Origin of the sequence: Proteus sp. CD3 (assembly GCF_008808075.1) — a bacterium.
GTDB lineage: Bacteria > Pseudomonadota > Gammaproteobacteria > Enterobacterales > Enterobacteriaceae > Proteus > Proteus appendicitidis.
Window position 1 is genome coordinate 3,410,204 of the sequence record NZ_CP019686.1, and the last position, 14,464, is coordinate 3,424,667.

Genomic DNA, 14,464 nt, shown 5'->3' on the forward strand with positions numbered 1-14,464 from the left:
TATGTTAAAAATTGCTGATACAACATTCGCATCTAGACTTTTTACAGGTACAGGAAAATTTGCAACACCAACGCTAATGACAGAAGCTATTAAAGCTTCGGGTAGCCAATTAGTAACGATGGCAATGAAGCGGGTGGATTTAAAGAATGCTAATGATGATTTAATCGCACCACTTAAATCATTAGGGGTTAAATTATTACCTAATACATCGGGCGCAAAAACAGCACAAGAAGCAGTTTTTGCAGCTCGTTTAGCTAAAGAAGCCTTTGGTACCCATTGGGTAAAATTAGAAATTCATCCTGACACCAAATATTTATTACCCGATCCTATTGAAACACTTAAAGCTGCTGAAACCCTCGTTAAAGAAGGGTTTGTTGTTTTGCCTTATTGCAGTGCTGATCCTGTTTTATGTCGTCGTTTAGAAGAAGTTGGCTGTGCCGCTGTAATGCCTTTAGGTTCCCCTATTGGCTCCAATCAAGGCTTACAAACTCGTGACTTTCTAAGAATTATCATTGAACAAGCCTCAATTCCTGTTGTTGTTGATGCCGGTATTGGCGCACCAAGTCATGCACTCGAAGCTTTAGAGTTAGGTGCTGATGCAGTATTAGTTAATACCGCAATTGCGGTTGCCAAAAATCCTGTTCTAATGGCACAAGCCTTTAAAGCAGCCCTTGATGCTGGTGAACTTGCTCGACAATCAGGGCTTGCTACACCCACTTCAGTTGTGAATATGCAAGCACAAGCCTCTAGCCCATTAACTCAATATTTAGAGGCATTCTAATGGACACTTTTTCTGATTATTGGCAACAACTCGACTGGGATGACATTACATTAAAACTCAATAGTAAAACTAATGCAGATGTTGAAGCCGCATTAAATCGCCATTCCCTTACGCTTGATGATTTTATGGCGCTGATTTCGCCTGCGGGGCGACATTATTTAGAGCCAATGGCACAACGCGCTCAACAACTCACTCGACAACGTTTTGGTAATGTCGTGGGACTGTATGTGCCGCTTTATCTTTCTAATTTATGTGCGAATGACTGTACTTATTGTGGTTTTTCAATGAGTAATGCCATTAAACGTAAAACATTAAATGAAACTGAAATAGTTGCCGAATGTAATAGCATCAGGCAATTAGGTTTTGATAGTTTGTTATTAGTGACTGGAGAACACCAAAGAAAAGTGGGTATGGATTATTTTCGCCAGTACATCCCTCTCATTCGACAGCATTTCAGTTTATTAATGATGGAAGTACAACCTCTTGCAACAGAAGAATATGCAGAATTAAAAACACTAGGCATTGATGGCGTGATGGTTTACCAAGAAACCTATCATGAACCCACTTATCAGCTTCATCACCTAAAAGGCAAAAAACAAGATTTTCACTGGCGGCTGCAAACACCTGATAGATTAGGGCAAGCAGGCATTGATAAGATTGGGTTAGGTGCATTGATTGGTCTTTCAAGCCAGTGGCGTAGTGATTGCTATATGGTGGCAGAACATCTCTTGTTCTTACAAAAACGCTATTGGAAAAGTCGTTATTCTATCTCTTTTCCTCGGTTACGCCCTTGCGCTGGTGGGCTTAGCCCTGCATCGGTAATGAGTGAAGCAGAATTAGTACAACTTATCTGTGCTTTTCGCATTTTAGCACCGGATGTGGAGCTTTCACTTTCAACACGAGAATCACCTTATTTTCGCGATAACACAGTGCCATTAGCCATTAATAACATTAGCGCAGGATCTAAAACTCAACCCGGTGGATATTCTGATAGTCATGAAGAGTTAGAACAGTTTTCACCTAATGATAATCGCCATGTAAATGATGTTATTAACGAATTAAAAGAGCGAGGATTACAACCTGTATGGAAAGATTGGGATAATTATTTGGGTCGTTAATTAAAATTTAAATAATATAAAACCACCTTTAATTTATTTAACTAAAAATAACAAGGGTGGTTTTTATTTAAAGAATTAATAATAAAAAATACTTAATAAAACATAATTAAAAAAGGTAATAACGGTATTACACACTATATATTAATTTTTTTAGAATTTAGCAATTAACTAGAAAAACAAGTTAGAACATCTGTTATTATTTTTATCGAATTCTATTTATTATGCATTGTCATGCTGCGGTCAATTCTTCAATTTCTTGTATACTTAAACCAGATACTCTTTCGATAAATGAAAGATCAAAATTCTCTTTTAATAAATTTTTTGCCAATTCTAACTGCACTGATTTTCTTCCTATTTCAAATCCTTTATCTATACCTAATTTAAACCCTTTATTTTCTAATCTCCACGCTATATTCATAATTGTCTCTCTATGGTTATCTACTTGTTCAGCTATCTTATTTATGATGAATTCAAAATCTGATGCATCCATGATTGAGAATAAATATTGTACAACAGCAACAGTGTCTTCATCTCTGCAGTTTTTCTGATTTATTGCTTTTGATAGCAGCATTGCAATCTGATTAATATCTTTACAACTATTAACGTGTTTCATCGCAATTTCCATTACTGCCGCTTTTTTATGTGTCAGCAAAATATCATCATCAATTGAGGTCAAATCAATTAAAGAGAAGTCATTAGAATAAAGTTGATTAGCAAGTGAAGAAAGTGGAAAACATTTTATCCAATTAACAGGAAAAGGATAAGGTTTCTTCTTTCCATGATAAAACAAGATTGGAACAACGAGAGGCAAAGACTTATAACCTTGCTGTAAATGCTGATTCATGGTGCAAAATGCATAGTGCATCATACGCCAAGCTATCATTTTATCAGGTCTAGATTGATGTTCTACAAGTAAATAAATAGGAACATCGCCCTCTTTGGTTTTCACCAAATATAAAATATCAGACATACGAGAACGTAATTTTATATCAATAAAAGAAGAATTCTGTAATTGCAAAGTCGAAAAATCACACTGGCTTTTTAATTCTTCAGATAAGTGGATAAAGAAAAAGTCTTTCGCATTACTGACATTCATCATAAAACGTTTGAATGCAGAATCATGAGTAGAAATTGATATGGATTTATTCATAGCTGACTCCATGCCGAATTTGGACTGCCAGCTTACAGAAAAAAATGTATTTCCCTTACTAAAAAATCATCATAATTATCTGAAAAATATAAGTTATTTATTGATCTTACCTGAATAAGTTAGAGGAGAATAAAAAATACCTTCAATAAATATCAAAGGTATTTTTTAAGATTATAAATTTTATTTTTAATTATTTATCAACAACGATATTTTTATTAACGACTTCATATTCATCATTACCCACCATTCTGGCAAATTTCTCAATAGGATCTGTACTCAAAGCATAGAGCCGTTTTAGCGCAAAAGGAGGATCACCTAAACGAACTTTTCCTTGCTGAGTCGTCACCGCCAATGTCATACCAGACGCTTTGACTGCCGTAATTGCCCTTTGATTATATCCACCGAAAGGGTATGCAAAGGCATATTGATGTGGGTTTAATAATCGCAATACACGTTGTGAGCGTTGTAAATCTAATATAATCGTGTGGGACTGACGGCTAAAAATGATAGGTTTTTTATTATTATCTAAACGATGTAAAAAATGGGAGTGCGATTGGATATCAAAAACATCACGGCTCGATTTAAGTGACTGCCAACTCATAAATTGTAATGAATTAGGCGCCCACTTAGGTGTTTTGGATTTTATTCGTGATGAGATAACAAATAGTGTTGCTCGTTGACCATTTTCTTTTAAAAGGGGATAAGCATAGCGATAAACGGATTGCAGACCATCATCAAATGTTAATGCAACCGCTTTGCCTGGCAAATTAACACTCTTATTTAAATAGCCAGCCACTTGATTGAGCGAAAGCGTTTCGTATCCAGCTTCTTTTAAATAATTCATCTGCTCTGTAAAGGCAGTTAATGATGTTGTTGTTGATGTATGGCGAAAATTATGGTTTTCCGTTGCTTTAAGAATATGGTGATAAGTAAGTACCGGTATTCCTAAATCAGGTTTTACATCCCTTGATGAAATATAACCTAAGCGATCACCTAAAAAGATTTCAAACCAATTGATTTTACTTTCATTAGTATCTTCTTTTATTGTGCGAGATAACACGGGATAACGTAAATTGGGTAAGAGTGTCGCTATTTGTGGGCTAGCAATATCTTTATCACTATAGATGGGCGTATTTTTTGTCGTAATTAAATATTCGTAGATAGGATAATCGGTTTTCTTCGTGCTATCTGATAAGAAACGTGTTTTTTTATCCGGTTTCATTGAGGCAATATCTTCAAAATAGCCATCTTCTAGATAGCCCGCTTCAAGATAACCTTGGGCATTTCCAAATTGTATTTTGTGGTAATCCCCCTTCGCAACTGATGCATAAAAACCTTGATTAGGGCAAAGCTCTGCAACAGGCCGCAATTTATCCCCCACAAACGCATATAGCGTTTTTTGTTGACGTAGTTGCATCAGTGTTGTGATGGGGGTTTTTAAATCCCATTGAGCTTCTGTTGGAATGCCTCGTTCATAAGGTACTGCTGAAGCAAATCCAGTAAAAATAAAACATAGAATAATCAAACTATTCGCTATTACTCTCATCATTTCGCCTACTTATGTAGAACAGAAACAAAAAATGCCCTCACAATGGAGGGCATTTCAATCTAACCTAGATTAGATTTTAGTCTTTTAATCCGCCGAAACCAGCATTCAGTAATTCTGCTAAGTTTGCAGATGCTTCATCAGCACTGATTGTTGTTTCAGTTTCATCTGTCGGCAATTGTGATTGACGACGCTTCATACGATCTTGGTGATACGCATATCCAGTACCAGCTGGGATCAAGCGACCAACAATAACGTTTTCTTTCAAGCCACGTAATTCATCACGTTTACCCGCTACCGCAGCTTCCGTCAGAACACGAGTTGTTTCTTGGAACGATGCAGCAGAGATGAAGGATTCTGTTGCCAGAGACGCTTTCGTGATACCTAACAGGTCACGAGCATACGTTGCTGGTACTTTGCCATCATCTTCCAGAACACGGTTTGATACTTTAACGCGAGCGTATTCAACCTGTTCACCTTCGAGGAACTCAGAGCTTCCTGCGTTCTCAATGGTAACTTTACGTAGCATTTGACGAACGATAACTTCGATGTGTTTATCGTTAATCTTAACGCCTTGTAAACGGTAAACTTCCTGTACTTCGTTAGTGATATAGCGAGTAACCGCATGAACACCACGTAAGCGCAGAATGTCGTGTGGTGATTCTGGACCATCGGAAATAACATCACCGCGTTCCACAACCTCACCCTCGAATACGTTGAGCTGACGCCATTTAGGGATCATCTCTTCGTATGCATCGCTACCGTCTAATGGAGAAATAACTAGACGACGTTTACCTTTAGTCTCTTTACCGAACGAAACAATACCGCTGATTTCAGCAAGGATTGCAGGCTCTTTCGGACGACGAGCTTCAAACAGGTCAGCAACGCGTGGCAGACCACCGGTGATATCTTTAGTACCGCCAGATTCTTGTGGAATACGCGCTAAAGTGTCACCTGCGTTAATTGCAATGCCATCGTCTAACTGAACAATCGCTTTACCTGGCAGGAAGTACTGTGCTGGCATATCAGTGTTCGGGATTAATACGTCATTGCCTTGTGCATCAGTGATGCGTAATGCTGGACGTAAATCTTTACCGCTACCTGTACGCTCTGCTGAATCCAGAACAACCAGTGAAGAAAGACCTGTTAATTCATCTGTTTGACGTGTGATAGTTTGACCATCAACCATGTCTGCAAAACGGATGATACCAGATACTTCACTCACAACTGGCATTGTATGTGGATCCCAGTTAGCAACAGTTTCGCCACCGTTAACTGCTTCGCCATCACCTTTCGCTAATTGAGCACCGTAAGGCACTTTGTAGCTCTCTTTCGTACGACCGAATTCGTCAATTAAACGTAATTCTGTGTTACGAGAGGTGATAACTAATTTACCCGCAGTATTAGTAATGAACTTCGCATTGAACAGCTTCAGAGTACCTTTGTTACGTACTTGAATGCTAGATTCTGCTGCCGCACGAGATGCCGCACCACCGATGTGGAACGTACGCATCGTTAACTGTGTACCTGGTTCACCGATTGACTGTGCTGCGATAACACCGATAGCTTCACCTTTGTTAATGATATGACCACGAGCAAGGTCACGACCATAACAATTCGCACACACACCGAAGTCTGTGTTACAGGTTACAACTGAACGTACTTTTACGCTGTCAACAGAGTTTTCTTCTAACAAGTCACACAGTTTTTCGTTCAACAGGGTGTTACGTGGAACAAGAATATCGGCAGTACCTGGTTTCAGAATATCTTCTGCAGCCACACGACCTAATACACGTTCACGCAGTGGTTCTTTAACATCACCACCTTCGATAACCGGAGTCATCATAACACCTTCGGTTGTACCACAGTCGTCTTCTGTAACGACTAAGTCTTGTGCAACGTCAACTAAACGACGAGTCAAGTAACCGGAGTTTGCTGTTTTCAGTGCGGTATCCGCAAGACCTTTACGAGCACCGTGGGTTGAGATGAAGTACTGGAGTACGTTCAGACCTTCACGGAAGTTCGCTGTGATTGGTGTTTCGATGATTGAGCCATCTGGCTTAGCCATCAGACCACGCATACCTGCTAACTGACGGATCTGAGCTGCAGAACCACGAGCACCGGAGTCAGCCATCATAAAGATGCTGTTGAAAGATACTTGTTGTTCTTCTTCACCATTACGGTTAATAACGGTTTCAGTAGACAGGTTTTCCATCATCGCTTTCGCTACGCGCTCATTCGCCGCAGCCCAAATATCGATAACTTTGTTGTAACGTTCGCCCGCTGTTACCAGACCGGATTGGAACTGTTCCTGAATTTCTGCAACTTCTGCTTCTGCTTCTGCAATGATCTCTGCTTTTTTCGCAGGGATAACCATGTCATCGATACCTACTGAAGCACCTGAACGTGCAGCGTAAGCAAAACCGGTATACATGATTTGGTCAGCAAAAATAACAGTTGGCTTCAAGCCCAATACGCGATAACAGGTATTCAGCATTTTAGAAATTGCTTTTTTACCTAATGGTTGGTTAACCAGCGCGTAAGGTAGGCCTTTTGGTACGATCATCCATAAAATAGCTCGGCCGACAGTTGTGTCTTTTAAGCTAGTTTCAGTGGTGATGTTACCTTCGCCATCTTTGATCTCTTCAGTGATACGTACTTTAACGCGTGCGTGTAAAGAGGCTAAACCTGCGCGATAAACGCGTTCAGCTTCTTTAGGACCACTTAACACCATGCCTTCACCTTTGGCATTGATGCAGTCACGAGTCATGTAGTACAGACCTAATACAACGTCCTGTGAAGGAACGATGATTGGGTCACCACTTGCTGGAGACAGAATGTTGTTTGTTGACATCATCAGCGCACGAGCTTCTAACTGTGCTTCTAATGTCAGTGGTACGTGAACCGCCATTTGGTCACCATCGAAGTCGGCGTTATATGCCGCACAAACGAGTGGGTGTAACTGAATAGCTTTACCTTCGATAAGGATTGGTTCAAATGCCTGAATACCTAAACGGTGAAGTGTTGGTGCACGGTTTAGCATTACTGGGTGTTCGCGGATAACTTCATCTAAGATATCCCAAACAACCGCTTCTTCGCGCTCAACCATTTTTTTAGCGGCTTTGATTGTTGTCGCTAAACCACGGGTTTCCAGTTTTCCGTAAATAAATGGTTTGAATAATTCAAGAGCCATTTTCTTCGGCAGACCACACTGATGCAGACGCAGGTATGGACCAACGGTGATTACAGAACGACCAGAATAGTCAACACGTTTACCTAACAGGTTTTGACGGAAACGACCTTGTTTACCTTTGATCATATCAGCCAAAGATTTCAGAGGACGTTTGTTAGAACCTGTGATCGCACGACCACGACGACCGTTATCTAATAACGCATCCACAGACTCTTGTAACATACGTTTTTCGTTACGTACGATAATGTCTGGTGCTGCTAAATCAAGCAGGCGTTTTAAACGGTTGTTACGGTTGATCACACGACGATATAAATCGTTCAGGTCTGAAGTCGCAAAACGACCACCATCAAGTGGAACCAGTGGACGTAAGTCTGGTGGTAACACAGGCAGTACAGTTAAGATCATCCACTCAGGTTTATTGCCTGATTGCATGAATGCTTCAAGTAACTTGATACGTTTAGTCAGTTTCTTACGTTTAGTTTCAGAGTTAGTTTCATTTAACTCTTCACGCAGCGTTTCACACTCTTGTTCCAGATCCATGCTCTGTAACAAGTTCTGAACAGCTTCTGCACCCATCTTCGCGTCAAATTCGTCACCGAATTCTTCTAATGCGTCGAGGTATTGCTCTTCTGTTAAGATTTGACCGCGTTCAAGGCTGGTCATACCGCCTTCAACAACAACGTAAGATTCGAAATACAGTACACGTTCAATATCGCGCAGAGGCATATCCAGCAGCAGACCGATACGGGACGGCAGTGATTTCAAGAACCAAATGTGAGCAACTGGAGAAGCTAATTCGATGTGACCCATACGTTCACGACGAACTTTAGTTTGTGTAACTTCAACGCCACACTTCTCACAGATAACACCACGGTGTTTTAAACGTTTGTATTTACCACACAAACATTCGTAATCTTTTACTGGTCCGAAAATACGGGCGCAGAAAAGACCGTCACGTTCTGGTTTGAACGTACGGTAGTTAATTGTTTCTGGCTTTTTAACTTCACCAAATGACCATGAACGGATCATATCAGGTGATGCCAGAGCAATTTTGATCGCATCAAACTCTTCGGTCTTGGTTTGCGCTTTCAGAAACTTTAATAAGTCTTTCACGAAATGGCTCCTGTCGGAGTTAGACCTGCCAGGCAAATGACCCCTGTCATTCACCCCTTTAAACCAGTGTAGTCACTGTTTGACAGACTGCCATTTCTAGCAGTCTGTCTATATGGAATCCGTTATTCGTCTTCCAATTCGATGTTGATACCCAGTGAACGGATCTCTTTCAACAATACGTTGAACGACTCTGGCATACCTGGTTCCATCTGATGGTTACCATCAACGATGTTTTTGTACATTTTGGTACGACCGTTAACGTCATCTGACTTAACAGTAAGCATTTCTTGAAGAGTATAAGCTGCACCGTATGCTTCCAGTGCCCACACTTCCATCTCCCCGAAACGCTGTCCACCAAACTGTGCTTTACCACCAAGAGGTTGCTGAGTAACCAAGCTGTACGAGCCAGTAGAACGGGCGTGCATCTTGTCATCAACTAAGTGGTTCAGTTTCAGCATGTACATGTAACCAACGGTTACTGGGCGCTCAAATTGCTCACCTGTACGACCATCGAAAAGTGTAATCTGACCAGAAGTTGGAAGATCAGCTAATTTCAGCATCTCTTTAATTTCCATTTCTTCTGCACCATCGAACACTGGTGTTGCGGTTGGCATACCTTTTTTCAGGTTTTCAGCCAGACGTAACACTTCTTCATCGCTGAAGGTGTCCAGATCAACTTTCTGACGAGGTGCCATACCCAGATCGTAAGCTTTCTGGATAAATTCACGTAATTTAGCAACTTCTTGTTGCTGTTTCAGCATCGCGTTGATCTTATCACCGATACCTTTAGCAGCCATACCCAAGTGAGTTTCAAGGATCTGACCGATGTTCATACGTGATGGTACGCCCAGCGGGTTCAGTACGAGGTCTACTGGATTACCGTTTTCATCGTATGGCATGTCTTCAATTGGGTTAATCTTAGAGATAACACCCTTGTTACCATGACGACCCGCCATCTTATCACCAGGTTGGATCTGACGTTTAACAGCCAGGTAAACCTTAACGATTTTCAGCACGCCTGGTGCTAAATCATCGCCTTGAGTGATTTTACGGCGTTTAGCTTCCAGTTTCTTCGCGAACTCAGCTTTCAGTTCATCATACTGTTCTGCTAATTGTTCTAACTGGTTTTGCTTCTCTTCATCCGCAATGCCCAGCTCTAACCAACGTTCACGAGGTAATTTATCTAATTTCTCAGCTTCAATACCGCCAGCAATCAGAACACCACGGATACGAGCGAATAGACCAGCTTCAAAGATACGCAGTTCTTCAGTTAAGTCTTTCTTAACTTCACGTAACTGTGATTCTTCGATTTCTAATGCACGTTTATCTTTTTCTACGCCATCACGGGTGAAGACTTGTACGTCGATAACAGTACCAGACACACCATTAGGAACACGCAGAGAAGAATCTTTAACATCAGACGCTTTTTCACCGAAGATAGCACGCAGCAGTTTCTCTTCTGGAGTCAGTTGAGTTTCACCTTTAGGTGTTACTTTACCAACCAGAATGTCACCGCCTTTCACTTCAGCACCGATATAAACGATACCTGATTCATCCAGTTTAGATAACGCAGCTTCACCGACGTTCGGGATATCAGCGGTGATCTCTTCAGGCCCTAACTTGGTATCACGAGAAACACAAGCGAGTTCTTGAATGTGGATAGTAGTGAAACGATCTTCTTGAACAACACGTTCAGATACAAGGATGGAGTCCTCGTAGTTATAACCATTCCATGGCATAAATGCCACGCGCATGTTTTGACCTAATGCTAACTCACCAAGGTCTGTTGAAGGACCATCGGCTAACACGTCACCACGATCAACAGGTTCACCTAAAGATACGCAAGGAGTTTGGTTAATACATGTGTTCTGGTTAGAACGAGTGTATTTAGTCAAGCTGTAGATATCGATGCCCGCTTCACCAGCGTAAGTCTCTTCTTCGTTAACTTTGATAACGATACGAGAAGCATCAACATACTGAACAACACCACCACGTTTAGCAACCGCAGTAACACCGGAGTCAACCGCTACCGCACGTTCCATACCTGTACCTACCAGTGGTTTATCACCACGAAGTGTAGGAACAGCCTGACGTTGCATGTTCGCACCCATCAATGCACGGTTGGCGTCATCGTGTTCAAGGAATGGGATCAGTGAAGCACCGACAGAAACAACCTGTTGGGTTGAAACGTCCATGTACTGAACTTGGTCACGACTAAATAAGCTTGACTCACCTTTATGACGGCAAGTAACTAATTCTTCAACGAAGTGATTATCATCGTCTAATACGGAGTTAGCCTGAGCAATGATGAAGTTACCTTCTTCGATTGCAGACAGATAATGAATTTCATCTGTTACAGCATTGTTTTCAACAACACGGTAAGGCGTTTCTAGGAAACCGTACTCGTTAGTCTGTGCGTAAACAGATAATGAGTTGATAAGACCGATGTTTGGACCTTCAGGTGTTTCGATTGGGCACACACGACCGTAATGAGTTGGGTGTACGTCTCGAACTTCGAAGCCTGCACGTTCACGGGTCAAACCACCTGGGCCTAATGCAGAAATACGACGTTTGTGCGTAATTTCTGATAGCGGGTTATTCTGATCCATAAACTGTGATAACTGGCTAGAACCAAAGAATTCTTTGACAGCAGCAGAAATCGGTTTTGCGTTGATCATATCTTGTGGCATTAATGCATCAAGATCGCCTAAAGACAGACGTTCTTTAACTGCACGTTCAACACGCACCAGACCAACACGGAATTGGTTTTCAGCCATTTCGCCAACAGAACGAATACGACGGTTACCTAAGTGGTCGATATCATCCACTTCACCTTTACCATTACGGATATCAATCAGTTTTTTCATTACTTCAATGATATCTTCTTGGCTCAGGATGCCAGAACCTTCAACTTCGTCACGGCTTAACGAACGGTTGAACTTCATACGACCAACAGCAGAAAGATCGTAACGATCTTCAGAGAAGAATAAGTTCTCAAATAAGTTTTCAGCTGCTTCGCGTGTAGGTGGTTCACCAGGACGCATCATGCGATAGATTTCAACTAATGCGCTTAAACGATCGTTTGTAGGATCGACGCGAACAGTTTCTGAAATATAAGCACCATGATCTAAGTCATTGGTAAACAGGGTTTCAATCGTTTTATGACCAGCTTGACTTAAGCGGGCTAACACATCTAAAGAGATTTCCATGTTAGCAGCACAAATCAGTTCACCTGTCGCTTCATCAATATAGTCACGAGCAACCACTTTACCTGCAATGTATTCAACAGGTACTTCAATGCGGTCAACTTGTTCTTTTTCTAATTGACGAATATGGCGAGCGGTAATACGACGGCCTTTTTCGACATACACTTTGCCGTTTGCTTCAATATCAAATGAAGCAGTTTCACCACGCAGACGTTCAGGCACTAATGTCATCATCAGCTTGTTGTTGCTGATTTCAAACAATGTTTTTTCGAAGAATAAACCTAAGATTTCTTCGGTGCTGTAGTTCATTGCGCGTAAAATGATAGTCGCAGGTAATTTACGGCGACGGTCAATACGAACAAAAAGGTTATCTTTAGGGTCGAATTCGAAGTCTAACCATGAGCCACGATAAGGGATAATACGTGCGTTATACAGTACCTTACCTGAAGAGTGTGTTTTACCTTTGTCACTATCAAAGAACACACCAGGGCTACGGTGTAACTGGGAAACGATAACACGCTCTGTACCATTGATAACAAAGGTACCATTATCGGTCATTAATGGGATTTCACCCATATAGACTTCTTGTTCTTTGATGTCTTTAACGGTGCCTTCTGGGGCTTCACGTTCATAAATGACCAGACGCAGTTTTACACGCAAAGGTGCTGAGTAAGTTACACCGCGGATCTGACATTCTTTAACATCAAAAACAGGCTCGCCTAAGCGGTAGCTGACATATTGTAATTCAGCGTTACCACTGTAGCTTTGGATAGGAAATACGGAGCGGAAAGCTGCTTCCAGACCGTTTTGACCATCAGGATCTTGCTCGATAAACTTCTGGAACGAGTCAAGTTGGATAGAAAGGAGATAGGGAACATCCAGAACTTGTGGACGTTTACCAAAATCCTTACGAATACGTTTTTTCTCGGTATAGGAGTAAACCATAGGGTTCCTCAGCTCGCTGAAAAGTGACCCACTCTGCCTGTCCTTAACTTTAAGGATGGCTCGACATTCTGCAAACACTGTTTTTTTGTAGGTAGGAAAACAACTATTTTCCGAATATTCATTGCTATTACTCTTAAATCATTTCATTGTGCCAAGATCACTACCGAGCTTTCGAGAACGTGGATCGTAGTGGCTAACACAGTATATTAAGTCGTCAATAGCAAAAAATATTGAAGTAATGAGACACCAAAAAAGTGTGAAAAAGTGACTCTTACCTTACAGCGCAAAAAGGCTGGTGACCAAAAAATCACCAGCCATCAGCCGTTAGGCTGCACTCTGGGAAGTTAAATTATTTAACTTCAACCTCAGCGCCTGCTTCTTCCAGAGCTTTCTTCAGAGCTTCAGCATCATCTTTGCTTACGCCTTCTTTAAGAGCTGCTGGTGCAGATTCTACTAAGTCTTTAGCTTCTTTCAGGCCAAGACCGGTAGCGCCACGTACTGCTTTGATTACTGCTACTTTGTTACCGCCGATAGCTTTCAGGATAACGTCAAATTCAGTTTTCTCTTCAGCAGCTTCTGCTGGACCCGCAGCAACAGCAACAGCTGCAGCAGCAGATACACCGAATTTTTCTTCCATCATAGAGATCAGTTCAACAACGTCCATTACAGACATTTCAGCAACTGCGTTTAAGATATCGTCTTTAGAAATAGACATAACAAGTGTTCCTAAAATTCAGAAAAAGTTTATACGTAAATAAAGCAACGAAGAAATTGGCTATTAAGCAGCTTCTTTCTGATCGCGCAGAGCAGCCAGAGTGCGAACCAATTTGCCTGCAGAGGCTTCTTTCATGGTTGCCATCAGGCGTGCGATTGCTTCATCGTAAGTTGGGAGTGTAGCCAGACGATCGATGTTCGAACCTGGGATAAACTCACCTTCAAAGGCAGCCGCTTTAATCTCGAATGCTGGGTTCGCTTTCGCGAAATCTTTGAACAGACGAGCAGCAGCGCCCGGATGTTCAGCAGAAAATGCAATCAAGGTTGGACCAACAAATGCATCTTTCAGTACTTCATAAGAAGTACCTTCAACAGCACGACGCAGAAGAGTGTTACGTACTACACGTACAGTAACGCCAGCTTCACGACATGCTTTACGCAGTTCGGTCATTTTAGCTACAGTAACGCCACGGGAATCCGCAACAACTGCAGAAAGCGCACCTTTGGCAACTTCGCTGACTTCAGCAACAATCGCTTGTTTGTCTTGAAGATTTAGTGCCATTAGCTTCTTGCTCCTGGATTAACCGAGTACAAACTCGGGACTCACATCACTTATTACCACAATGGTATAAGCGCTAAAACACGGTGAGTAGAATCCAGAATATATAATTCTTTATTGGCTCTCTCACCGTCTACGC

At 41.5% G+C, this 14,464-nt stretch carries 8 protein-coding genes; 2 read left to right on the forward strand and 6 right to left on the reverse strand.

What is annotated here, in order from left to right; genetic code table 11:
• Window position 1: 1 nt before the first annotated feature.
• Together BTA34_RS15200 and thiH are read left to right on the forward strand one after the other, a co-directional pair.
• Entirely contained in the window at window positions 2-781 is a 780-nt protein-coding gene (locus BTA34_RS15200; RefSeq protein WP_151436278.1) for a thiazole synthase, read from the forward strand.
• On the forward strand, window positions 781-1,899 hold the full coding sequence (thiH, locus tag BTA34_RS15205) for a 2-iminoacetate synthase ThiH (RefSeq protein ID WP_151436279.1): 1,119 nt from the start codon (window positions 781-783) through the stop codon (window positions 1,897-1,899). The genes BTA34_RS15200 and thiH overlap by 1 nt, the downstream gene beginning before the upstream one ends.
• A 229-nt stretch (window positions 1,900-2,128) precedes the next feature.
• Here thiH and BTA34_RS15210 read toward each other — a convergent pair whose 3' ends face one another.
• From BTA34_RS15210 to rplJ, 6 genes are all read right to left on the reverse strand, one after another.
• Window positions 2,129-3,049, reverse strand: a complete 921-nt coding sequence (locus BTA34_RS15210; RefSeq protein ID WP_151436280.1) for an Rpn family recombination-promoting nuclease/putative transposase — start codon at window positions 3,047-3,049, stop codon at window positions 2,129-2,131.
• 190 nt (window positions 3,050-3,239) lie between these two features.
• Window positions 3,240-4,595: a polysaccharide deacetylase family protein gene (locus BTA34_RS15215; protein WP_151436281.1), complete on the reverse strand. Its 1,356-nt coding sequence runs from the start codon at window positions 4,593-4,595 to the stop codon at window positions 3,240-3,242.
• 79 nt (window positions 4,596-4,674) lie between these two features.
• The gene (gene rpoC, locus BTA34_RS15220) at window positions 4,675-8,901 is read right to left on the reverse strand and encodes a DNA-directed RNA polymerase subunit beta' (RefSeq protein ID WP_151436282.1); all 4,227 of its coding nucleotides are present in this window, start codon (window positions 8,899-8,901) and stop codon (window positions 4,675-4,677) included.
• Between the two features lie 122 nt (window positions 8,902-9,023).
• Window positions 9,024-13,052 carry a DNA-directed RNA polymerase subunit beta gene (rpoB, locus tag BTA34_RS15225; RefSeq protein ID WP_072071066.1) on the reverse strand — a complete coding sequence of 1,343 codons (4,029 nt, stop codon included), beginning with the start codon at window positions 13,050-13,052 and terminating at the stop codon, window positions 9,024-9,026.
• Between the two features lie 349 nt (window positions 13,053-13,401).
• Window positions 13,402-13,767, reverse strand: a complete 366-nt coding sequence (gene rplL, locus BTA34_RS15230; protein WP_023583093.1) for a 50S ribosomal protein L7/L12 — start codon at window positions 13,765-13,767, stop codon at window positions 13,402-13,404.
• 63 nt (window positions 13,768-13,830) lie between these two features.
• The gene (rplJ, locus tag BTA34_RS15235) at window positions 13,831-14,328 is read right to left on the reverse strand and encodes a 50S ribosomal protein L10 (RefSeq protein WP_006534706.1); all 498 of its coding nucleotides are present in this window, start codon (window positions 14,326-14,328) and stop codon (window positions 13,831-13,833) included.
• Window positions 14,329-14,464: the final 136 nt, after the last annotated feature.

Bases quoted from the DNA above. Each gene is read 5' to 3' on its own strand.
- thiH (WP_151436279.1), top strand. From the start codon at position 781: ATGGACACTTTTTCTGATTATTGGCAACAACTCGACTGGGATGACATT.
- BTA34_RS15200 (WP_151436278.1), top strand. From the start codon at position 2: ATGTTAAAAATTGCTGATACAACATTCGCATCTAGACTTTTTACAGGT.
- rpoB (WP_072071066.1), bottom strand. From the start codon at position 13,052: ATGGTTTACTCCTATACCGAGAAAAAACGTATTCGTAAGGATTTTGGT.
- BTA34_RS15210 (WP_151436280.1), bottom strand. From the start codon at position 3,049: ATGAATAAATCCATATCAATTTCTACTCATGATTCTGCATTCAAACGT.
- BTA34_RS15215 (WP_151436281.1), bottom strand. From the start codon at position 4,595: ATGAGAGTAATAGCGAATAGTTTGATTATTCTATGTTTTATTTTTACT.
- rplL (WP_023583093.1), bottom strand. From the start codon at position 13,767: ATGTCTATTTCTAAAGACGATATCTTAAACGCAGTTGCTGAAATGTCT.
- rplJ (WP_006534706.1), bottom strand. From the start codon at position 14,328: ATGGCACTAAATCTTCAAGACAAACAAGCGATTGTTGCTGAAGTCAGC.